21 protein-coding genes are annotated in these 19,843 nt (G+C 63.0%); 4 read left to right on the forward strand and 17 right to left on the reverse strand.

The genetic code is table 11. From position 1 onward, the window contains the following. Positions 1-16: 16 nt before the first annotated feature. Genes WHJ28_RS11785 through WHJ28_RS11800 form a run of 4 tightly spaced genes read right to left on the reverse strand, consistent with a single transcriptional unit; the run spans position 17 to position 2,843 of the window. Positions 17-772 carry an XdhC family protein gene (locus WHJ28_RS11785; RefSeq protein ID WP_340042314.1) on the reverse strand — a complete coding sequence of 252 codons (756 nt, stop codon included), beginning with the start codon at positions 770-772 and terminating at the stop codon, positions 17-19. Further along, positions 760-1,563 carry a selenium-dependent molybdenum cofactor biosynthesis protein YqeB gene (gene yqeB, locus WHJ28_RS11790; RefSeq protein ID WP_340042315.1) on the reverse strand — a complete coding sequence of 268 codons (804 nt, stop codon included), beginning with the start codon at positions 1,561-1,563 and terminating at the stop codon, positions 760-762. Before yqeB ends, WHJ28_RS11785 begins: the two co-directional genes overlap by 13 nt. Next, positions 1,551-2,267 (reverse strand): selenium cofactor biosynthesis protein YqeC, encoded by a 717-nt coding sequence (gene yqeC, locus WHJ28_RS11795; protein ID WP_340042316.1) that lies wholly within the window; start codon positions 2,265-2,267, stop codon positions 1,551-1,553. Before yqeC ends, yqeB begins: the two co-directional genes overlap by 13 nt. 3 nt (positions 2,268-2,270) lie before the next feature. After that, positions 2,271-2,843 (reverse strand): manganese efflux pump MntP, encoded by a 573-nt coding sequence (locus tag WHJ28_RS11800; RefSeq protein WP_340042346.1) that lies wholly within the window; start codon positions 2,841-2,843, stop codon positions 2,271-2,273. A gap of 113 nt (positions 2,844-2,956) precedes the next feature. Between WHJ28_RS11800 and WHJ28_RS11805 the strand changes: the two genes are divergently transcribed. Then, positions 2,957-3,400 (forward strand): nucleoside deaminase, encoded by a 444-nt coding sequence (locus WHJ28_RS11805; protein ID WP_340042317.1) that lies wholly within the window; start codon positions 2,957-2,959, stop codon positions 3,398-3,400. A 397-nt stretch (positions 3,401-3,797) separates the two neighbouring features. Here WHJ28_RS11805 and WHJ28_RS11810 read toward each other — a convergent pair whose 3' ends face one another. From WHJ28_RS11810 to WHJ28_RS11870, 13 genes are all read right to left on the reverse strand, one after another. Beyond that, complete coding sequence (locus WHJ28_RS11810; RefSeq protein WP_340042318.1) at positions 3,798-4,217, reverse strand: hypothetical protein; 420 nt, start codon at positions 4,215-4,217, stop codon at positions 3,798-3,800. A 420-nt stretch (positions 4,218-4,637) separates the two neighbouring features. Next, positions 4,638-5,012 (reverse strand): lipocalin family protein, encoded by a 375-nt coding sequence (locus WHJ28_RS11815; RefSeq protein ID WP_340042319.1) that lies wholly within the window; start codon positions 5,010-5,012, stop codon positions 4,638-4,640. Between the two features lie 188 nt (positions 5,013-5,200). Further along, a complete protein-coding gene (locus tag WHJ28_RS11820; RefSeq protein WP_340042320.1) occupies positions 5,201-5,767 on the reverse strand; it encodes a nucleotidyltransferase family protein in 567 nt (188 codons plus the stop codon). Further along, positions 5,764-7,146 (reverse strand): dihydropyrimidinase, encoded by a 1,383-nt coding sequence (hydA, locus tag WHJ28_RS11825; RefSeq protein ID WP_340042321.1) that lies wholly within the window; start codon positions 7,144-7,146, stop codon positions 5,764-5,766. Before hydA ends, WHJ28_RS11820 begins: the two co-directional genes overlap by 4 nt. A 25-nt stretch (positions 7,147-7,171) precedes the next feature. Further along, entirely contained in the window at positions 7,172-7,525 is a 354-nt protein-coding gene (locus tag WHJ28_RS11830) for a hypothetical protein (RefSeq protein WP_340042322.1), read from the reverse strand. Positions 7,526-7,554: 29 nt separating this feature from the next. Next, positions 7,555-8,793, reverse strand: coding sequence for a threonine synthase (locus WHJ28_RS11835; protein ID WP_340042323.1), 1,239 nt, complete (start codon positions 8,791-8,793; stop codon positions 7,555-7,557). A 14-nt stretch (positions 8,794-8,807) separates the two neighbouring features. Further along, on the reverse strand, positions 8,808-10,274 hold the full coding sequence (locus WHJ28_RS11840; protein WP_340042324.1) for a pyridoxal-phosphate dependent enzyme: 1,467 nt from the start codon (positions 10,272-10,274) through the stop codon (positions 8,808-8,810). 366 nt (positions 10,275-10,640) lie between these two features. Further along, complete coding sequence (locus WHJ28_RS11845; RefSeq protein WP_340042325.1) at positions 10,641-12,563, reverse strand: hypothetical protein; 1,923 nt, start codon at positions 12,561-12,563, stop codon at positions 10,641-10,643. Further along, positions 12,517-13,419: an ABC transporter ATP-binding protein gene (locus WHJ28_RS11850; RefSeq protein WP_340042326.1), complete on the reverse strand. Its 903-nt coding sequence runs from the start codon at positions 13,417-13,419 to the stop codon at positions 12,517-12,519. Before WHJ28_RS11850 ends, WHJ28_RS11845 begins: the two co-directional genes overlap by 47 nt. Next, on the reverse strand, positions 13,416-13,805 hold the full coding sequence (locus tag WHJ28_RS11855) for a GntR family transcriptional regulator (RefSeq protein ID WP_087187310.1): 390 nt from the start codon (positions 13,803-13,805) through the stop codon (positions 13,416-13,418). The genes WHJ28_RS11850 and WHJ28_RS11855 overlap by 4 nt, the downstream gene beginning before the upstream one ends. 210 nt (positions 13,806-14,015) lie before the next feature. Continuing rightward, on the reverse strand, positions 14,016-14,672 hold the full coding sequence (locus WHJ28_RS11860; protein WP_340042327.1) for a 3-oxoacid CoA-transferase subunit B: 657 nt from the start codon (positions 14,670-14,672) through the stop codon (positions 14,016-14,018). Continuing rightward, positions 14,672-15,361: a CoA transferase subunit A gene (locus WHJ28_RS11865; protein WP_340042328.1), complete on the reverse strand. Its 690-nt coding sequence runs from the start codon at positions 15,359-15,361 to the stop codon at positions 14,672-14,674. The genes WHJ28_RS11860 and WHJ28_RS11865 overlap by 1 nt, the downstream gene beginning before the upstream one ends. A 79-nt stretch (positions 15,362-15,440) precedes the next feature. Further along, positions 15,441-16,700, reverse strand: coding sequence for an acetyl-CoA C-acetyltransferase (locus WHJ28_RS11870; RefSeq protein WP_340042329.1), 1,260 nt, complete (start codon positions 16,698-16,700; stop codon positions 15,441-15,443). Positions 16,701-16,920: 220 nt separating this feature from the next. Here WHJ28_RS11870 and WHJ28_RS11875 point away from each other — a divergent pair, with 220 nt between their 5' ends. The 3 genes from WHJ28_RS11875 (at position 16,921) to WHJ28_RS11885 (ending at position 19,841) form a co-directional block, all read left to right on the forward strand. Further along, positions 16,921-17,433: an HD domain-containing protein gene (locus tag WHJ28_RS11875; protein ID WP_340042330.1), complete on the forward strand. Its 513-nt coding sequence runs from the start codon at positions 16,921-16,923 to the stop codon at positions 17,431-17,433. Positions 17,434-17,606: 173 nt separating this feature from the next. Continuing rightward, entirely contained in the window at positions 17,607-18,797 is a 1,191-nt protein-coding gene (locus tag WHJ28_RS11880) for a DapH/DapD/GlmU-related protein (protein WP_340042331.1), read from the forward strand. An 84-nt stretch (positions 18,798-18,881) separates the two neighbouring features. Next, on the forward strand, positions 18,882-19,841 hold the full coding sequence (locus WHJ28_RS11885) for a ribose-phosphate pyrophosphokinase (RefSeq protein ID WP_340042332.1): 960 nt from the start codon (positions 18,882-18,884) through the stop codon (positions 19,839-19,841). The last annotated feature ends 2 nt before the right edge of the window (positions 19,842-19,843 follow it).

The following is a 19,843-nucleotide window of genomic DNA, read 5'->3' on the forward strand; positions in this document are numbered from 1 at the left end:
CGGCGGCTCTGTACGGTCAGATTTTTCTCGGCGTAAAGCGGACCTTCACCCGGCCGCCGCACACCATGCCCAGCTCGGCGGCGGCGTGGGACAGGTCGTACTCCACGACCTCCTCCTGTCCCCCGGACTGCCACAGCGCCAGGGCGTGGTTTTTGGCCTCATACTCCACAGCGCCGCCGCCGATGGTACCGGCGCAGCTGCCGTCGGGGCGCACCAGCATCCAGGCGCCCACACCCCGGGGGGCGGAGCCGTGCTTCTCCACAATGGTGCACAGCACACCCGGCCCCTCCGGCGGCTTGACGGCGCCGGGGCCCCGCTGAGAGCGGACCTGGATCAGCTGGGCGGCAATGGCCACGGCGATCTCCGCCGGGGTCTGGCCCCCGATGGACAGGCCGATGGGGGAGTATACCCCGTCCAGCATTTCCTGGGAAAAGCCCTCCTCCCGCAGAGCCTTGTACACGGCGGCCACCTTGGTTCGGCTGCCGATCATGCCCACATAGGCGTACTGCCCCCGCAGCACCTGGGCCAGGCAGTCCTTGTCAAAGGCGTGGCCCCGGGTGAGGATGGCAAAATAGTCGCTGTCCCGGCTGCCCAGCCGGTTGAGGGCCTCCTCAAAGGGCATACACAGCACCTGATGGGCCATGGGGAAGCGGTCCTCGTTGGCAAACTCCGGCCGGTCGTCAATGACGATGACCTCGAACTCCAGCCGGGCGGCCACATAGGCCAGCTCCAGGGAGACGTGGCCTCCGCCGCACAAAATCAGTCGTTCCACAGGTGTAATCTCCTTCCAAAGTACAAAATACCCTCCAGTACGCCGCCGCCGATGGCCCGGGCCTTGTCGGACACGGTGAAGCAGTGGCGCACCTGGCACCGGGGATCAATGTCACCCGACTTCATCCCGGCGGTCACCGGAATACCGGCGGGGAGCATCCCCCGGACGATGCCGGTGAGCTGGGCGGTGACGGGAATGCCGTTGACACGGGCCACCACGTCCCCCAGGCTGACCTGCTGGCCGATCTGAGCCACCGGCTCAAAGGGCCCGTCCGCGGGAGCCCGGATGATGCGCTCGGTGGTGTAGCCCCCCACGTCGCCGGGCACGCCGGTGTTGGGGATGGCGGCACCCTCCAGGATCAGCCGGCCCAGGTCGTGGCCCCGCTTGGTCTCAATGACCCCGTGGCAGTCCACCCCGGCGGTGAACCCGGGGCCAAGAGCCAGCACAATGGGGGCGTCGCTGATGGTGGTGCCCAGGTTGCGCTTGGCCAGAATGGCGTCCACCACCACGGTAAAGGGCAGCTGGGTCAGAATGGCCGCCTGGGGGTCCACCAGTACCGGGATCTCTCCGGCGGCCAGAATGTCCCTGACCTGGTCCCGACTTTCCGCCTTCCGGGCGGTGATGCCCTCCACGGTGGTTTGACCGTCGTAGATACACTGGGAGAAGGCCACGGTCCGCCGTACCGCCGTGGGCTGGGCCACGTCGGTCATGACCACCTGAAAGCCCGCCCGGTACAGCCGCACCGCCGTGCCGGTGGCCAGATCTCCCGCGCCTTTCACTAAAATAAGCATAGTCCGCCCCGCTCCTCTTCTTTGTAGTAAGTAATGGCGCTGTGGATGCCCTGCTGGGCCAACAGCTCCTGAATTTCCATTCCCCAGGCCCGCCGCTGGTCATTGTCCGCCTTGTTCAGCAGACAGCGGAAGGCCATGGCCTGTCCCACGTCTTTTCGCCCGCCCAGAGGGCTGGACAGAATGGCCGCCACGTCGGCGGGGGTGATTTTGTGGTCGGGCTCCACTCCCAGCAGGGCGCACACCCGCTCCGGCCGGTGGCAGATCTCCCCCACGGATTTGCCCACGCTGTCCAGGCCCGCCGACGCAATGACGGCATGGCAGGCGGGAGGGATCACCGGCTCATGGTCCGCCGGAGCCTTCAGGGGGAGCAGCTTGGCCCCGTCGGCCTCGATGAGTACCACGTCGGCCAGCTCCAGACAGGCGGCGGGGTCTGCCGCGCCGGTGAGTTTGCCGCGCTCATCATAGGCCCCCAGAGTGATCACCCGGTGCTCCTTCAGAAGGGCGGCAAGCTGGGCCAGATCCCCCGCCAGAGGCAGGCCGGGATGGGGGAGGATGTGGGTGGTGGTGGTGACCACCGCCTTGCGCCCGCTGTCCGCCGCCTGTTTGGCCATGGCGTACATGGTGGACGACTTTCCGCCGCCCCCCACCAGGGCCACCATACGGTGAGCCGCCGGGTCCAGGTTCAGACGTTCCCAAATGCCCACGATTCAGCCTCCCATCGTATGCTCCGCCAGAATTTTGATCCCGATGCCCACCAGCACCAGACCGCCCACCAGTTCGGCCCGCCGCTGGAACAGGGCCCCCAGCCGGCGGCCCGCCAGACCGCCCGCCACCGACAGCACAAAGGCCACCACGCCGATGACCACGGCGGAGAGGAGCACCGGCACGTTCATAAAGGCCATGGACACGCCCACGGCCAGGGCGTCGATGCTGGTGGCGATGGCCAGCAGGCACAGCCGCCGGGCGGACAGGTCGGAGGGAGCTTCTTCCTCCTCGCCGGCGCCGTGGCGCAGAGCGCCCCACACCATCCGGCCGCCGATGATAGCCAGCAGAGTGAAGGCCACCCAGTGGTCCATTGCCTCGATGTACTGGCTGACGCTGGTGCCCAGCAGCCAGCCGATCAGCGGCATGGCAAACTGGAAGCACCCGAACCAGATCCCCATTTTCACGGCCTGTCTGCCGCCGAAGCCGGGGATGGAGATGCCGCTGGACACCGAAACGGCAAAGGCATCCAGGGCCAGGCTGACGGCGATGAGAACGATTTCGACCAAAACGATCACCTGCAAAAAAGTTTGGTTTCCTTCAAATAGTATAGCATAGCCGTTGGAATTATGCTATAACAAATATAAGGACACATGACCACAAAGGACGCATTTGAAAAGGAGGAGAGCGGATGGAGAACCGGGACTATATGGCCCGCGCCCTGGAGCTGGGCCGTCAGGCCATGGAGGAGGGCGAGGTGCCGGTAGGCTGCGTCATCGTGAAGGAGGGCGTGGTGGTGGGGGAGGGCCGCAACCGGCGGGAGACCGCCCGCACCGCTCTGGGCCACGCTGAGATCGAGGCCATCCACCAGGCCTGCCGCACATTGGGGGGCTGGCGGCTGACGGGCTGCACCCTGTACGTCACTCTGGAGCCCTGCCCCATGTGCGCCGGGGCCATTGTCAATGCCCGCATCCCCGCCCTGTACTACGGGGCCAAGGACGACAAGGCGGGGTGCTGCGGGTCGGTGCTCAATCTGTTTGAAGAGCGGTTCAACCACCATCCCCGCATCTACGGCGGCCTGATGGAGGAGGAATGTACCGCCCTGCTGCAAAGTTTCTTCCAGAATTTGAGGTAAAGAAGCCGGCCTTTTTGTACATTTAATCAAATTGTAACAAACAAAGCTACCTTTTTTAACAACCCACTGGTAGGATAACACTTGCAAGAGACAAAGCTTCTTTTCATTCTATCCTCCAATCATAAGAGACGGGCAGCGAGCGCAACGCTGCCCGTTTCGCTGTTCTTCACAGGATCTTTACAGAGTGGGTGAAAGATTTAACGGAATTGTAACACCTGAGGATTTTTTCGTTAACATCTCTTGGGTATGATAATACTCGCAAGAGACAGTTTCTTTTCATTTCATTGTATCCTCTTTCCTTCGGCAGGGGCCGGACGCCAGGAGCGGGCGTCCGGCCCCTGCCGTTTTTGCAAAAAAACGCGGCAGGCGGGAGGTTCCCGTCTGCCGCGGCGTGGGCTCAGGTCTTTTCAAATACCAAACTCTGGCCGTTTTGCTCCAGGGTCAGCAGCCCGTCGGCAAGGGTAACGGGCAGTTCCTCGCTGTCGGTGGCGAAGGTGAGGGCGCCGTCTTTCTGGCTCCAGGCGCCGGAGATGGTCTCCTGGCGGTTCAGATCAGGCATGGCGGTGTCCAGCGCAAAGGTGCCGTCGGCCTTGATCTCCAGCTGGATGGAGATCTGGGTGCCCATAGTCTCGCTCAGCGCGTCGGCGTCCAGCTCCAGCCCGGCGGCGGAGATGGTGTGCAGGCGGTAAATACCCACCACGTCGGCACTGGGATCAGTGGGGGCGCTCTGGGGGGCGCTGCCGCAGGCGGTCAGTCCCGCAGTCAGAAACAGAACTGCCAACAGAGGCAAAAGAAGTCGGGTTCGGATCAGCTTCATAAGGTCCTTCCTTTCTTGCGTATATGGCAGGTGGTTGTAGGGCCTCATTATAATGTGTACTGAACAAAGCCACAAGCCTTGAAAAGCAAGGCTTTCAAGGCCAAATGGCTTTATTTAAGTGCAAGGTTTTTGGACAATTTCGGCTAAAAACCTTGCACCTTTCACTGGCGCGTTTCAACGCGCCAGTGAAAATACGCGTTGTAGCAATGGCTGAATTCCACAAAAGAGGCTCTTTTGAGCCATTTTTGTGGAATTGCGCGGCTACCGCCCCGTGAATAAACCGATTTTCAGTTTATTCAGCAGACATTATTATAGCATGTCCCCCGGGAAAGACGCAAGGTCAGAGACTGGAAGAAAAACCGGACTGCCCCAAATGGGACAGTCCGGTTCACAGGCGTTTTGATAAGTAAGAGAACAGACTTACTGCTTCTCGAAGGTAAGGGACTGGCCGTCCTGCTCCATGACCAGCGTATTGCCGTTCAGGGTAGCGGCAATATCCTCGCCCTCGCTGGAGAGAGTCACGGTGTTACCGCTGGAGGTCCAGGTGCCGGAAACGTTGCTGCCGGTGCCCAGAGCGCTCATGTCCAGGGTGAAGTTGCCGTCGCTCTTCAGCTCCAGGGTGACGGTCATATCCACACCGGCCATGGCAGCCAGATCTTCAATGTTCATCTCAACGCCGGCAGCGTTCATCTTGGTCATCTTATAGGAGCCGGCAGGACCACCGCCGCCGCCGCAGGCAGCCAGGCTGACGATCATGGCCAGAGCCAGGAGCAGAGTCAATGCGCGCTTCTTCATAACATTCTTCCTTTCTTTTTCAGCCGCAATACGGCGGAGGTCAAAATAAACGAAATACGTTTATTTCGTAGTCTAGATTATAGCATACCAGGGCAATAGTGGCAACCTGAAATAAATCTTAAAAAGAAATATGCGTTGGAAAAAAGTTACAAAGCAAGAGCGAATCCCTTTGAGGCCTGCTCTTGCTGTTATGAGTCTAGGTCCTCCGGCTGATCCACATCGGCCAGCTCTTTCGGGGAAAACGCCTCCACCAGGGTCAGCCGCTCCGGGTGGCGCTTCACCACCGCGCCGCCGCCAGTGTCCCCGGTGAGGGCGGCCAGCTCGTCCAGCAGGTCGGCAGGGAAGAGGACGGGATTGCCCCGTTTTCCTCCCCAGGACAGGGCACAGATGGCATTTTCTGATTCCTCAAAGGCCTTTTTTAGTCTGATAATACTATCTGTGGTCAAAAAGGGCTGGTCGCATACGGAAAAGAGCACCCCGTCCATGTCCCCCATCCGGGACACCCCCAGGCGGATAGAGGCGGAAATACCCTCTGCACCATTAGGATTGTACAGGGGAAGAAAACCCAGCTGCTCCCCGGCGGCCAGTACCTCCGGATAGGGAGAGCACACCGCCAGCCGGTCCAGCCCCGCACCCGCCAGGGTGGTCATGGCGCGGCGGTAGAGGGGCACGCCCTCTACCGCCGTCAACAGCTTGTTGGAGCCAAACCGCCGGCCCAGACCGGAGGCCAGCAGCACGGCGCCGATGCGCTTCATCGCCAGAACTGGGCGGGGCCACGGGACACATAGTGACCCAGACCCTCCCGGACCACCTTGCCATCCTGTACCGCCACCTGGCCGTCCAGCAGCACCGTGTCGGTGCGGCCCGCCATCTCCATGCCCTCGTAGGGGGTGTAGTCCACCCGCTGATACTGGGCCTCAGCGGTAATACGCCAGGTATAATCAGGATCAAAGATTACGATATCGGCGTCGCTGCCCACCGCCAGAGCGCCCTTCTGGGGGAACATACCGAAGAGCTGGGCGGGGTGCTGAGCCAGGGCCAGCATCATCTGATGGGGGGTGATGCGGCCGGATTTCACGCCGCAGGTGTACATGATGGGGGGGCGGTGCTCGGTGCCGGGGATGCCGCCGGGGATGGCGGAGAAGTCGTCCTTGCCCAGCATCTTGGTGGGGTTGAAATTGAAGGAGCAGTGGTCGGTGCCGATGGTGTCGATCTCACCGTGCTCCAGGGCCTCCCACAGGGCGTCCACGTCGGACTGGGGCCGGGCGGGGGGAGCGCACACATACTTGGCGCTCTCGAAGCCGGGCAGGTGGTACTTGTCCTCGGTGAGGGTGAAGTACTGGGGGCAGGACTCCAGATAGACCTTCTGGCCCCGGTTCCGGGCGGCACGGGCCACCTCCAGGCCCCGCTGGGTGGACAGGTGGACCACGTTCACGGGGTAGCCCGCCTGCTCGGCCAGAGCCAGCCAGCGGTCCACCGCCTCCGCCTCCATGGCGGCGGTGTGGGACAGGGGATGGCTGGCGGGGGACAGCTTGCCGGCGGCCTTCAGCTCGGCGATGGCCCGGTCGATGAGGTCGCCGTTTTCACAGTGGCAGCCCACCACGCCGCCCTCCTTGCCCACGGCCTTGATGACCTCGTAGGCCACCCCGTCGGAGATGCGGATATTGGCATAGGCCAGGTACACCTTGTAGGAGGTGACGCCCTGGGCGGTCATCTGAGGGATCTCCGCGATGATGCGTTTGTCCCAGTCCTTGATGGTCATGTGGAAGCCATAGTGGCAGCTGGCGTGGCCATCGGCCCGGGCGTGCCACTCGTCCAGGGCGGACTGAAGGGAGGCCCCCCGCTCCGGCTCGGCAAAGTCCAGCACGCAGGTGGTGCCGCCGGCCAGAGCGGCCCGGGTGCCGCTCTCCCAGTTGTCGGCGGTCTCCCTGATGGTGCCCTTGTTCATTTCAAAATGGGTGTGGGTGTCGATAAAGCCGGGGAAGACCAGCTTGCCCGCGGCGTCAATGACCTGGCTGTCCCCCACGGGAAGGCCAGGACCGATCTCGGCAATTTTGTTTCCCTCCACCCGCAGGTCGGCCTGTACCGGGCCTTCCGGGCAGATCAGGGTGCCGTTTTGGATGAGGATAGACATGATGAAGCGCTCCTTTCTGCTTCTGTCAGGCGAACTGTACGCCCAGCTGGAACAGGATATAGGGTACGGCCAGTTTGATGGCGCCGGTGACAATGGTCATGAAGGCCAGCAGAGCAAGGGCGGAGCCCCGCTTGCCGAAGGCATCCTGCCAGCGATCCAGCATACGGGTGAAGTTGGCGGTACGGTTCTGGGCGCCGATGAGGTCGGCCACGCTCTTAATGGTGGTGAAGGCGGTGTAGCCCATCCATACGGGCAGCGCGATCAGGGAGACATTGGAACGGAAGCCTCCGTTCAGCAGATAGAAGAGGGCCAGAGCAAAGCTGGCCACGGTAAAGAGCAGGTAGGCCCAGACGCCGACCTTGGCGGCACGTTCGTTCATATGGATGAAGTTCCTTTCTTTGGTGGATTTCAGGGACGGATGCCCGCCCGGTCAAAGGCGGAAAGCAGCGCGTCCATATCCGGGGATACCATCATGGGCTCTCCGGCGGCCTTGATGCCGTTTTGTACGTCTTTGAGGCCGTTGCCGGTGACGATGCTCACCACGGTGCTGTCGGGGGAGATCAGGCCCAGCTCCAGAGCCTTTTTCACGCCGGCGGTACCGGCCACTCCGGCCGGCTCGCCGAACACCCCCTGGGTGCGGCCCAGCAGGGGCATGGCGGAGAGGATCTCCTCGTCGGACACGTTGACGGCCACGCCATGGGAGGCCCGGATGGCGTTCAGAGCCTTGTCCGGGTTGCGGGGCACCCCAACGGCGATGGAGTCGGCCAGGGTGTTTTCCGCCATGGGAGACCAGGGCTGTCCGGTCTGGATGGCCCGGTTCAGGGGGCAGCAGCCCTCCGCCTGGACGGCGATGAGTTTGGGCAGCCAGTCAATAAGGCCCACCTCGTACAGGTCCACAAGGCCCTTCCAGGCTCCGGCGATGGTGCAGCCATCCCCCACGGAGAGGGCGATGTAGTCGGGTACCTGCCAGTTCAGCTGCTCCATGATCTCCAGAGTCACCGTTTTTTTGCCCTCGGACAGGTAGGGGTTAATGGCGGCGTTGCGGTTGTACCATCCCCACTTGTCAATGGCGGCCTTGGACAGCTCGAAGGTGTCCTCATAGGAGCCGTCCACGCTGATGACGGTGGAGCCAAAGATCCGCAGCTGGGCCACCTTGCCCTTGGGGGCCCTGCTGGGCACGAAGATGTAGGTGCGCAGTCCCGCCGCGGCGGCATTGCCCGCCAGAGAGGAGGCGGCGTTGCCGGTGGAGGAGCAGGCGATGGTGTCCGCTCCCGCCTCTCTGGCTTTGACCACCGCCAGGGCGGAGGCCCGGTCCTTCAGGGAGGAAGTGGGATTCTGGCCGTCGTCCTTGATGTACAGCTTTTTCAGCCCCAGCTCTGCCCCCAGCCGGTCCGCCTCATAGAGGGGGGACCAGCCCACCCGCAGGGGTGGGGGAGCGGACTCCTCCTCCATAGGCAGCAGGGGGCGGTACCGCCACATGGAGCGGTCCGGGTTTTGGGCCAGCTTTTCCCGGGAAAGATCCCGGCGGAGGGCGGCGTAGTCGTACTGGATATCCAGGATGCCCCCGCAGGAGCAGATGGTGAGATCGGGGACGGCGGCGTACTCCTTGCCGCATTTGACGCACTTGGCGCCCAGAACATATTTCATGGAGGAACCTCCTTTTACAGGCTCTTCAGCACCCCGGTCTCCTCGTTGAAGGCCCGGATCAGCTCATCCAGGGCGTCGGCCTGGCTGTGGACGTCGGCCCACTCGGTGCCGTACCACAGGGCGTCCAGCTCGTCGGTGGTCTTGCCCTGCTGCTCCACCCAGGTGTAGTACTTCAGGTTGTGGACCCGCTTGCGGTCGTAGTAGCCCAGCTCCGCCATGCAGTCGGTTTTCAGGCCCATCAGGTGGAGGGCAAAGTCCCAGGCGGCGGCTTTGGCGTCGTACTCGCCCAGCTGCCCGGTCAGCTCCGCCAGACGGGAGCGGTACATATCCGCCGAGTCGGTGAGGACGGTGCATACCACATCGTGCTCGGTAAGCTCGTAGTACTTGGCCAGCTTGATGCAGCACAGCACGTTGGCAATGCCCGAGATGCCCATGAGGGACAGCTGCTCCACCAGCTGGGGGTCCACCCCGGCGTCCATGAGCTGGGCCTTGCCCGCCGGTTCGTTGAACAGCCGCAGCAGGGCCATGGCGTCGTTGTCGTCCACAGCCACCACCATGTCGGTGTTCTTTACGTCGTGGATCCAGGGCACGTGCTTGTCGCCGATGCCCTCCACCCGGTGGTCGCCGAAGCCGTTGTTCAGGATGGTGGGGCACTGGACCGCCTCGCCCACCGCCAGCTTCATGGCGGGGTAGACCTCCTTCAGGTAGTCGCCGCAGCCGATGGTGCCGGCGGAGCCGGAGGTGAAGCAGGCGCCCGCCAGCCGGTCGCCGGGGCGCTTGGCGTCCTCAAAGGCCTCGGCCACCGCCGCGCCGGTGACCTTATAGTGCCACAGGTGGTTGCCCATCTCGGCAAACTGGTTGAAGATCATACAGTTGGGGTCACGGCTCAGCTCGTTGGTCTTGTCGAAGATCTCCTTCACATTGGACTCGCAGCCGGGGGTCTTGATGACCTCGGCGTCGATGGAGGCCAGCCAGTCAAACCGCTCCTGGCTCATGCCGGCGGGGAGAATGGCCACCCCGTGGACGCCCAGCAGCTTGGAGTTGAAGGCGCCGCCCCGGCAGTAGTTGCCGGTGGAGGGCCACACCGCCTTCTGGGAGGCGGCGTCAAACTGGCCGGTGACCAGACGGGGCGCCAGACAGCCGAAGGAGGCGCCCACCTTGTGGCAGCCAGTGGGGAACCACTTGCCCGGCAGGCACAGGATGCGGGCGGGCACGCCGGTGAGGGCGGGGGGCAGCTCGATGTAGTTGGGGGCGGAGCGGTACAGACCGCCGGTGGGTACCGGCTGGTTCTTCCAGGTGATGCGGAACAGGTTGGCCGGGTCCACATCCCACAGGCCCACATGGGTCAGCCGGTCCCGGATGGGCTGAGGTACCGTCTCGGGATGGATCATATTTTCAAAGGTGGGAATCACCACGCCGTTTTCCCGGGCAATACGGATGTTATGCTCCAGGCCCTGGCGATGGACGGTCAGGTCGATCATACACAAGCCTCCTTACCGAGATACTTACCAACATGATAGCACATGACGCTGAGAAATCAAGGAAAAGTATCCCACAACACTGGGAAAAAGGTCGTCGGATTTGTGGAGAGGCAACAAAAGGGCGCGGCAGTCCCCAAAATGGCAAAGCCATTTTGGGGATCAGGATGCAGCCCGCTGCGTCGCACGCGCAAAGCGCGCACGCTTGTGGGCTGAGCAGTGTTTTTTCCGAGGCTCATGTCCCCGGAAAAAACAGATCTGAATTTATTTTGCGCCTGCGGGCGCAAACTCTGCGAGGCTTTTTAAAAAGTGAAAGGGGCGCGCCGTCGTTTTGGACGGCGCGCCCCTGAAGGGATGGCGGCGGAGGGTTCAGCTGTTGGACTGTATGTTGACCTCCGCCTGGGAGAGGAAGGCGTGGGGGTAGCTGCTGAGCACCTCCATGGTGTGGACGGCGCTCTTTTGCAGGGTGATGGTGACGGTATAGGTGGAGGCCTCGCTGGCGGGGGCGGTGCCGCCGGAGGTACCGGACTGATCCAGCCGGAAGGTGAGCTCCAGGTCGGCATAGCAGCAGTTGTCCATCCGCTCCTGGTCCTCCAGCAGATAGCGGCGGCCCAGATTGCCCTCGGCAACATCGGCCCGTATGGCCTCCAGCAGGGGATTCAGCAGATCGGCGGGCAGGTACTCAAAGCCGTAGCTGTTGTCCTCCGGGTTGTAAAGGTTGACCAGAGCGGCGTCCACCAGCCGGTCCTTCTGGCCGATGGAGCCGAAGTAGATCTGATTGGCCACCTGGGGCTGGTTGATGAGCTGGGACAGCCGGGCGGCGGGGGAGGAGGCGTCCTCCAGATCCTCCTGCCGAACAGGCAGTTCGTACCGCCGCTCCAGCACGGTGCCGTCGGTCAGCTCATACCACAGGCGCACGGTGGTACTGGTCTCCACCTGCAGGTCCAGCCCGTTGGAGTCGCTGATCCAGGACTCGGTGCTGACCCCTCTGGCCTGCACGGCCTCCAGTTCGCCCTTGCGGCCGGTGATGGAGGAGTGGAGGGTGGTGATCTGCTCAATGGTCTGGGGATCGGAGGTGGAGAAGACCAGATAGTCGCCGCTGTCGCGGGGGGCGGTGTTGATACCGCTGATCTCCACCGTCTTGACCTGAGCGGCGTCGGGTACCCGGTGCTCAAAGCCCAGCAGATCCAGCTCCAGGGTGGCCATGGCGCCTACCAGGCACACCAGAAAGACCACGCAGCCCTTCCAGCTGGTTTTGAACACCCAGAACCGCTTTTTCAACAACATTTCCGCGATGAAGCAGCCAAAGGCCCCCCACAGCAGCATCCAGCCCAACAGGGTCCAGGCGCCCCGGGGCAGCAGGGTGTAGAAGATGGAGTAGAAAAAGGCGCCCAGGGTGATGGCGCAGCACAGGGCCATGCCGTAGCGGAACACCGGGCGCACCCAGCCCACGCTGATCACGTCCCCCGCCCGCTCCAGCTGGCGGCGGCAGTAGACCGCCAGGGCAATGCCCGCCAGCAGCAGGCCGATGAGGGCGTAAAGGACTACCAGACCCAGGCCGCAGTACCGGACAGTGCTGGTGGAGTAGTCCAGGCCGGTGCATCGCAGCAGCTTGAGGGCGGGAGTGAACCACATGGCCCACTCCTCCGCCCACACCGCGCCGGTGAAGCCGAAGAGAAATTCCCGGGCAATGCCCTCCACCAGGTAGGTAAGGAACGAGGCCAGAAAATTGAGGATCAGGTAGAAGGCGGGCAGGGCCAGAATATGGCCGGTGAACATGGCGCAGAACACGGCAAAGGAGTAAAAGAACAGGCACAAAAGGCAGGCGACCACCAGCCAGGTGAACAGGGAACTGAACACCACTTTGCCGTTGAGGGCCTCTGCCATCAGAGCCAGCAGGAAGACCCCGAAATTGGGGACCCACAGAAAGGCCAGACCGGACAGATAGTTGGTGAGGAACAGGCCCTCCCGCCGCATGGGCAGGGCGTGGAGCATCCCCACCGAGCGGGAGGAGTAGAGGTAGGAGAACACCGCCATGGCGCACAGGATGCCAAAGAGGAAGGCCAGCACCAGGGCCATGTTTCCGCTGTGGTACAGCAGGTGCAGGGGGAACTCCCGGGCCAGGCCCTTGTCCCAGCCGTCCCGGCGCAGCAGCACCCCTACCGGCAGCAGTACCGCCCAGATCAGGGCGTACAGACCCCAGATGGGCCAGAACCGGGCCAGATTTTTGCGGAAGAGGGTCATATTAAAGTACGATGTCCCGGACCCCATAGTCCTCACCTCCCAACTCATAAATAAAGATCTCCTCCAGGGTAAGGGGCAGAGCTTCCATCAGAATGGGAGCGTACACCGCCAGACGGTTGGTCACGTCGGTGGAATTGCCCCGGATGATGAGGGTATGGATGCGGCCCACCTGGGACACATGGAGCACCCCCAGATCCTCCGGCAGCTTGGGCATCTCCCGCTCCTGAAACACGATCTGCATTTTCACCACGTTCTCCTGCAAATCGGACAGGGAGCGTTCAATGAGCACCTTGCCGTGGGAGAGGATGCCCACATGGTCGCATACGTCTTCCAGCTCCCGCAGGTTATGGGAGGACACCAGCACGGTGGTACCCTGCTCGGCCACGTCCCCCATGAGCAGGGACCACACCTGGCGGCGCATCACCGGGTCCAGGCCGTCCACCGGTTCGTCCAGCACCAGCACCTCCGGCCGGCAGCACAGAGCCACCCAGAAGGCGGACTGCTTCTGCATCCCCTTGGACAGGCGGCGGATGGGCTGGCCCTCGTCCACGTTGGTAAACACGTCCTTCAGCGCCTCGTACCGGGCCGTGTCGAACCGGGGATAAAAGCCCCTGTAAAAGCGCATCATGTCCCGGGTGGAGGCGGACAGAAAGTAGTACAGCTCGTCGGGAATGTCGGCGATGCGGGCCTTGGCGGCGGGGTTTTCGTAGATGGGGTTGCCGTCCAGCAGTACCGAGCCGGAGTCCTGCCGGTACACCCCGGTGACGTGGCGCAGCAGGGTGGACTTGCCCGCGCCGTTAGGACCCACCAGGCCGTAGATGGAGCCCTGGGGCACCGTCATGGTCAGACCGTCCAGGGCTTTAAAGCCGTCGAAGGTCTTGACCACGTTTTTGGCTTCGATCATGGTTTCCTCTCCTCTCTCACCGCCTGGCGGGCGGCGGCCTCGTCCAGACGGCGGGCCAGCTCCCCCGCCGTCATGCCCAAAAACAGCAGTTCCGCGGCAGAGGAGTCAAAGTCCTTCAGCAGCCGCTCCCGCCGGTCGGCATTTACGTCGGCCTGGGGAGCCGCAAAGGAGCCCTTGCCCGCCACGGTATACAGATAGCCCTCCCGCTCCAGGGACTCGTAGGCCCGCTGGATGGTGTTGGGGTTGATGGCCAGCGACGTGGCCAATGCCCGCACCGATGGCAGTTTGTCCCCGGCCTGGAGGGCCCCCGTCACAACCAGGTGCCGCAGTCCATCCTTCACCTGTTCGTAGATGGGCCGGGCGTCCCGGTAATTGAGCTGGATCATCCTGGCATCTCCTTTCTGGAAGTGTATGACACATCTTAATACAGTTAGTATACACGCAGGGGCAGGGGGAAATCCTTAAAAAAGTGTGACGTTTTTCTTCCGGTTTTCGGCGCGGGCGGGCCGGAGCGTATCTCTGCGGCAAACGGCGGGCGGGATATAAAAAACGCCCCGCGGTTTCCCGCGGGACGTCTGTATGTGGCGTTAAGCCGATCAGCACATGGGCTTCAGGTCGGGGGAGACGATCAGGGTAGCCTCGGTGGCAGCCTGGATCTGCTCCACGGTGAACTCGGGGTTGTACTCCACCAGCTCCAGACCCTTGTCGGTCACGTTGATCACGGCCATCTCGGTGATGATCTTGGTGATGCAGTGCACGGCGGTGTAGGGCAGACGGCACTTCTTCAGGATCTTGGGATTGCCCTTGGCGGTGTGCTCCATGGCGACGATGACGTGCTTGGCGCCCACCAGCAGGTCCATGGCGCCGCCCATGCCGGGCACTTTCTTGCCGGGGATGATCCAGTTGGACAGAGAGCCCTCCTCGTCCACCTCCAGGCCGCCCAGAATGGTGGCGTCCACATGGCCGCCGCGGATCAGGCCGAAGGAGGAGCAGGAGTCGATGAAAGCGCCGCCGGGGGCCACAGCGGCGGGAGCGCCGCCGGCGTCGGTGACGTACAGGGGATCCTTGTTCTCGTCATTGACGGTGCCGGTACCCACGATGCCGTTCTCGGACTGGAGGGTCACCTTCACGCCCTCGGGCAGGTAGTGGGGGACCAGAGTGGGCAGGCCGATGCCCAGGTTGACCACGTCGCCGTCCTTCAGTTCCTTGGCGACACGCTTGGCGATAAAGCCCTTGATCTCAGACTTTTCCATTACGCTTTCCCTCCATCCACAACGTAGTCCACGAACACGCCGTAGGTGTGCACGTTCTCGGGCTCGATCTCGCCGATCTCCACCACATGGTCGGCCTCGGCGATGACCAGATCGGCGGCGGTGGCCATGGGCAGGTTGAAGTTGCGGGTGGTGCCCTTGTACCACACGTTGCCGGCCTTGTCGATCTTGTTGCCGCAGATGATGGCCACGTCGGCGTGGACGGTCTTCATCAGCAGGTAGTCGCGGCCCTCGATGGTCTGCTTACCCAGGCAGAAATCCTTGTTGTCCTCCACGATGGTGCCCACGCCGGTGGGGGTGAGCACGCCGCCCAGGCCGGCGCCGTTGGCGCGGATCATCTCGGCCAGGGAGCCCTGGGGGATCAGGTCCACCTTCATGGTGCCCTCGTTCATCAGCAGGGCAACCTCGGGGTTCAGACCCACATGGGTGGCGATCAGGTGCTTGACCTGCCGGTTGTGGATCAGCTTGGCCACGCCATAGTAGTCCTCACCCAGAGGGCCGCCGGGCATGGAGCCGTCGTTGGAGATGATGGTAAAGTTGCCCTTGCCGGACTTGGACAGGGCGTCGATGATCTTGTGGGCGGTACCGCAGCCCATGAAGCCGCCTACCATGATGGTGGCGCCGTCAGGGATGAGGGCCACAGCCTCTTCCACAGTGACAAACTTGGCCATTGGAGTGTCCTCCTTAAATCACATTATTTTCAAGCCGGAGGGCCGGTAAACAGCCCTCCGGTTTGAAGTTACGGATGGATCAGCACTTCTCGAAAATGGTGGCGACACCCATGCCGCCGCCGATGCACAGGGTGGCCAGACCCTTCTTGGCGTCGTCGCGCTTGGCCATCTCGTGCAGCAGGGTGACGATGATGCGGGCGCCGGAAGCGCCCACGGGGTGGCCGATGGAGATGGCGCCGCCGTTGACGTTGACCTTCTCCATGTCGAAGCCCAGCTCACGGGCCACGGCGATGGACTGAGCGGCAAAGGCCTCGTTGGCCTCCACCAGGTCGATGTCCTCGATGGTCACGCCGGCCTTGGCCATGGCGTTGCGGGAGGCGGGCACGGGGCCCACGCCCATGATCTTGGGATCCACGCCCCCCTGGCCCCAGCCGATCAGCTTGGCCATGGGCTTCAGGCCGTACTTCTCCACAGCCTCGCCGGAGGCCAGCACGATGGCGGCGGCGCCGTCGTTGATGCCGGAGGCGTTGGCGGCGGTGACCCGCTGGACGTGCTGCTTGGCGTCGTCGGTGTGGACCTGGGTGACCTCAAAGGTGTGGACGATCTCGTCCTCCACGCCCTCGGGACCCACGGGGAAGGCGCCGCGCAGCTTGGCCACGGATTCCATGGTGACGCCGGCCTTGGGGAACTCATCCACCTTGAACTCCACCATTTCCTTCTTCTTCTTGATCATGACGGGCACGATCTCGTCGGCGAACTTGCCGGCGGCCTGGGCGGCCTCGGTCTTGTTCTGAGAGGACACGGCGAAGGCGTCCATCTCCTCGCGGGTGATGCCCCACACGTCGGCGATGTTCTCAGCGGTGGTGCCCATGTGGTAGTTGTTGTAAGCGTCCCACAGGCCGTCCTTGATCATGGTGTCCACGACCTTCTTGTCGCCCATGCGGGCGCCCCAGCGCTCAGCGGGCAGAGCGTAGGGAGCGGCGGACATATTCTCGGTGCCGCCGGCCACGATCACGTCGGCGTCGCCGGCCAGGATGGCGCGGGCGCCCTCGATGACGCTCTTCATGCCGGAGCCGCACACCATACCCACGGTGTAGGCGGGCACGGAGTAGGGCAGGCCGGCCTTCACGCCCACCTGACGGGCGGGGTTCTGGCCCTGGGCGGCGGTGAGGATACAGCCAAACATCAGCTCGTCCACCTGCTCAGGCTTCAGGCCGGAGCGGTTCAGGGCCTCCTTGACCACAACGGCGCCCAGATCGGTGGCGGGAGTGTCCTTCAGGCTGCCCCCGAAGGAGCCGACAGCAGTACGGCAGCAGTTGACTACGTAGACTTCTTTCATTGTGAATGACCTCCAGATAATTTCAATTTCTCCCCTAATAAACCCTTCGTTTCATTATACCCCCGCTATTTCTAAAAATCAACTGTGGAAAGTGAGCAAGCAAGCGGGAGGGGCGGCCAGCCAGTTTGTACCAGCGCAGCAGAGGCAGGATAGGGTTGCGGGCCGGGGTGCGGGGGGATATAATAAGGGGGGAGCAAGACCGGAGAGGAGGTATGGTATTGTGCGGGAAGAACACTGGGCGGCCTATCTGGACTGCGTGGGGGAGCTGCTGGTGTCCCAGCCGGTGCAGGCCATGAAGGAGATCCGTCATCATCCGGGGGTGTCCTGTTTTGAGCACAGCCTGTTCGTGTCCTATGTGGCCTTCCGCCTGGCCCGGCGGTGGGGGCGGGACGGACGGGCGGCGGCCCGGGCGGGACTGCTCCATGATCTGTATCTGTACGACCCTAAAAGCCTGCCCTCCTATAAACAGTGCTTTGCCCATCCTCTGGCGGCGGAGCGCAATGCCAGGGATCTGTGCGGAGGTTTGAGCCGGGAGGAGGAGAACGGCATCCTGGCCCATATGTGGCCTCTGGCCTCCAGGGCCCCCCGCAGCCGGACGGCGGCGGCGGTGTGCCTGGCCGACAAGCTGTGCGCCACGGCGGAGGTGCTGGGTATCTGGCGGCGGACCGCCCTGTACCGGACGGCATGTCTGCCCCGGCCCGCCTTCGGTGGAAACGCGGTAAAGAAAGGGTAAAGACCGCTCTTTCCTTGTGCAAGGGGCCCAAGTTGGAAAAAAAGACGGGATTTTTTCAAAATTTCGGTGCATTTTCCCGACTGTTTTGCTATAATGATTTTAGAATACGCCCCGGTGCGGACTGTCCGCCCGGCGAACAGGCAAATCCATTGTTTTTTGAGGTGATCTCAGGTATGAGCGCGACTGGAGCGGTAGTGTTCCTGCCCCGGGAGGGGACCGGCGTGTCTCCCATGCTGGAGGAGCTGCTCTTTGATCCGGCTGCCCTGTGGCTGGCCCAGGCGCTGGAGAGCGCCGGCGTGCAACAGTTTTTTGTGGTGTGCCACAGCGACGACCGGGAAAAGGCGGAGGCCTGCTTCCCTGTGGAAACGGAATTCGTCACCGGCGGCACCGAGGACGCCCTGGACCAGCTGATGGCCTTTCTGGGCAAGCTGGAGGGAAAGGTGCTCATCCTGACCCGGCCGGTGCTCCTCTCCTGGCAGAGCGCCCGGCAGCTGGTGGATGACAGCGCCGCCGGTCCTCTGGATAATAAGGATACTGGCGTGTGCCGCATTGACGCGGCCCTGCTGGCCCAGGCTCTGGCCGACGGCAGCGGCCTGGACGAGGCCCTGAAGGAAAACGCCGACAAGCTGGGCGGCCGCAGCATCTGGTATCAGAGCGCCGCCCTGCTCAAGAGCGGCCCCGAGGGCCGGGTGGAGGCCGAGCTGACCGCCCGCAATTACGGAGCCTACCGCCTGCTGGAAAGCGGCGTACGTATGATGGACCCCAACACCTGTTATGCCGGACCCCGGGTCCGGGTGGGCAGGGGCACGGTGATCCTGCCCGGCACCATCCTGCGGGGCGAGACGGTGATCGGGACCGGCTGTGAGCTGGGCCCCAATACCATGATCCGGGACTGCGCCCTGGGCGATAACGTGACGGTCAATGCCTCCCAGCTCAGCGAGAGCACCGTGGACGCCGGCGCCAAAATCGGACCCTTCGCCTGTATCCGTCCCAGCTGTCACGTGGGCGCCAATGTAAGGGTAGGCGGCTTTGTGGAACTGAAGAACTCCACCGTGGGAGAGGATAGCAAGATCTCCCACCTGACCTATGTGGGAGATGCCGACGTGGGCTGCCGGGTGGACCTGGGCTGCGGCACCGTCACCGTCAACTATGACGGGGTGGGCAAGTACCGCACCGCCATCGGCGACGACGCCTTTATCGGCTGCAACACCAATCTGGTTGCCCCCGTGCGGGTAGGAGACGGCGCCTACACCGCCGCCGGCTCCACCATCACCGACGACGTGCCCGCCGACTCCCTGGCCATCGCCCGGCCCCGCCAGGCGGTGAAGAAGCAGTGGGCTGCCCGCCGGTCCAGAAGAAAGTGAACCCGTCCCGCTGATGGGACAGAAAATAATTCCGATCTGAACCAAAGACAAAGAACACTAATTTTGTGAGAGGATGTTTGAAAGATGATCGCACACGGTAAGGACATTAAGATCTTTTCCGGCACTTCCAACCGCCAGCTGGCTGAGGCCATCTGCAAGGAGATGGGCATGGAGCTGGGCAACGCCGAGGTGGGCGCCTTCTCCGACGGAGAAAACTTTGTCTCCATTTACGAGACTGTCCGCGGCTCCGATGTGTTCGTGGTCCAGTCCACCAGCTCTCCCGTCAACGACAACCTGATGGAACTGCTCATTATGATCGACGCCCTGAAGCGGGCCTCCGCCGGTCGGATCACCGCCGTGATGCCTTACTTCGGCTACGCCCGTCAGGACCGCAAGACCAAGCCCCGCGATCCCATCTCCGCCAAGCTGGTGGCCAACCTGATCACCCGCGCCGGCGCCGACCGGGTGCTCACCATGGATCTGCACGCCAACCAGATCCAGGGCTTCTTCGACATCCCCGTGGATAACCTGCTGGGCAACCCCATCTTCACCAACTACCTCCACGACCGCTTCAACGGCCACGAGGACGAGGTCATCGTGGTGTCCCCCGACGTGGGCTCCGTGGCCCGGGCCCGCGCCTTTGCCCAGAAGCTGGGCATGGGTCTGGCTATCGTGGACAAGCGCCGTCAGAAGGCCAACTCCTCCGAGGTCATGAACATCATCGGCGACGTCCGGGGCAAGAAGGTTATCCTGTTTGACGACATGGTGGATACCGCCGGCTCCCTGTGCGGCGCCGCTCAGGCCCTGGTGGAGATCGGCGGCGCTACCGACGTCATCGCCTGCGCCAGCCACGGCGTGCTCTCCGGCCCCGCTGTGGAGCGCATCGAGAAGAGCGTCATCAAGGAGCTGTACTTCCTGGATACCGTCCCCGCCAAGCAGGGCGTGAACTGCGACAAGATCAAGTATCTGTCCGTGGCCCATATGTTTGCCGAGGCCATCGAGCGCATCTACGAGGAAGTTTCCGTCTCCAAGCTCTTTGTGTAATG

This window comes from Flavonifractor porci (genome assembly GCF_037572415.1).
GTDB lineage: Bacteria > Bacillota > Clostridia > Oscillospirales > Oscillospiraceae > Flavonifractor > Flavonifractor porci.

What these genes read in the sequence shown, in the direction of transcription:
- WHJ28_RS11860 (WP_340042327.1), bottom strand. Translation starts at nt 14,672, where the DNA reads ATGGAAAAGTCTGAGATCAAGGGCTTTATCGCCAAGCGTGTCGCCAAG.
- WHJ28_RS11855 (WP_087187310.1), bottom strand. Translation starts at nt 13,805, where the DNA reads ATGATCCAGCTCAATTACCGGGACGCCCGGCCCATCTACGAACAGGTG.
- yqeB (WP_340042315.1), bottom strand. Translation starts at nt 1,563, where the DNA reads ATGCTTATTTTAGTGAAAGGCGCGGGAGATCTGGCCACCGGCACGGCG.
- WHJ28_RS11810 (WP_340042318.1), bottom strand. Translation starts at nt 4,217, where the DNA reads ATGAAGCTGATCCGAACCCGACTTCTTTTGCCTCTGTTGGCAGTTCTG.
- WHJ28_RS11840 (WP_340042324.1), bottom strand. Translation starts at nt 10,274, where the DNA reads ATGATCGACCTGACCGTCCATCGCCAGGGCCTGGAGCATAACATCCGT.
- WHJ28_RS11885 (WP_340042332.1), top strand. Translation starts at nt 18,882, where the DNA reads ATGATCGCACACGGTAAGGACATTAAGATCTTTTCCGGCACTTCCAAC.
- WHJ28_RS11845 (WP_340042325.1), bottom strand. Translation starts at nt 12,563, where the DNA reads ATGAGTTGGGAGGTGAGGACTATGGGGTCCGGGACATCGTACTTTAAT.
- WHJ28_RS11815 (WP_340042319.1), bottom strand. Translation starts at nt 5,012, where the DNA reads ATGAAGAAGCGCGCATTGACTCTGCTCCTGGCTCTGGCCATGATCGTC.
- WHJ28_RS11880 (WP_340042331.1), top strand. Translation starts at nt 17,607, where the DNA reads ATGAGCGCGACTGGAGCGGTAGTGTTCCTGCCCCGGGAGGGGACCGGC.
- WHJ28_RS11865 (WP_340042328.1), bottom strand. Translation starts at nt 15,361, where the DNA reads ATGGCCAAGTTTGTCACTGTGGAAGAGGCTGTGGCCCTCATCCCTGAC.
- WHJ28_RS11820 (WP_340042320.1), bottom strand. Translation starts at nt 5,767, where the DNA reads ATGAAGCGCATCGGCGCCGTGCTGCTGGCCTCCGGTCTGGGCCGGCGG.
- WHJ28_RS11830 (WP_340042322.1), bottom strand. Translation starts at nt 7,525, where the DNA reads ATGAACGAACGTGCCGCCAAGGTCGGCGTCTGGGCCTACCTGCTCTTT.
- hydA (WP_340042321.1), bottom strand. Translation starts at nt 7,146, where the DNA reads ATGTCTATCCTCATCCAAAACGGCACCCTGATCTGCCCGGAAGGCCCG.
- WHJ28_RS11870 (WP_340042329.1), bottom strand. Translation starts at nt 16,700, where the DNA reads ATGAAAGAAGTCTACGTAGTCAACTGCTGCCGTACTGCTGTCGGCTCC.
- WHJ28_RS11805 (WP_340042317.1), top strand. Translation starts at nt 2,957, where the DNA reads ATGGAGAACCGGGACTATATGGCCCGCGCCCTGGAGCTGGGCCGTCAG.
- WHJ28_RS11850 (WP_340042326.1), bottom strand. Translation starts at nt 13,419, where the DNA reads ATGATCGAAGCCAAAAACGTGGTCAAGACCTTCGACGGCTTTAAAGCC.
- WHJ28_RS11835 (WP_340042323.1), bottom strand. Translation starts at nt 8,793, where the DNA reads ATGAAATATGTTCTGGGCGCCAAGTGCGTCAAATGCGGCAAGGAGTAC.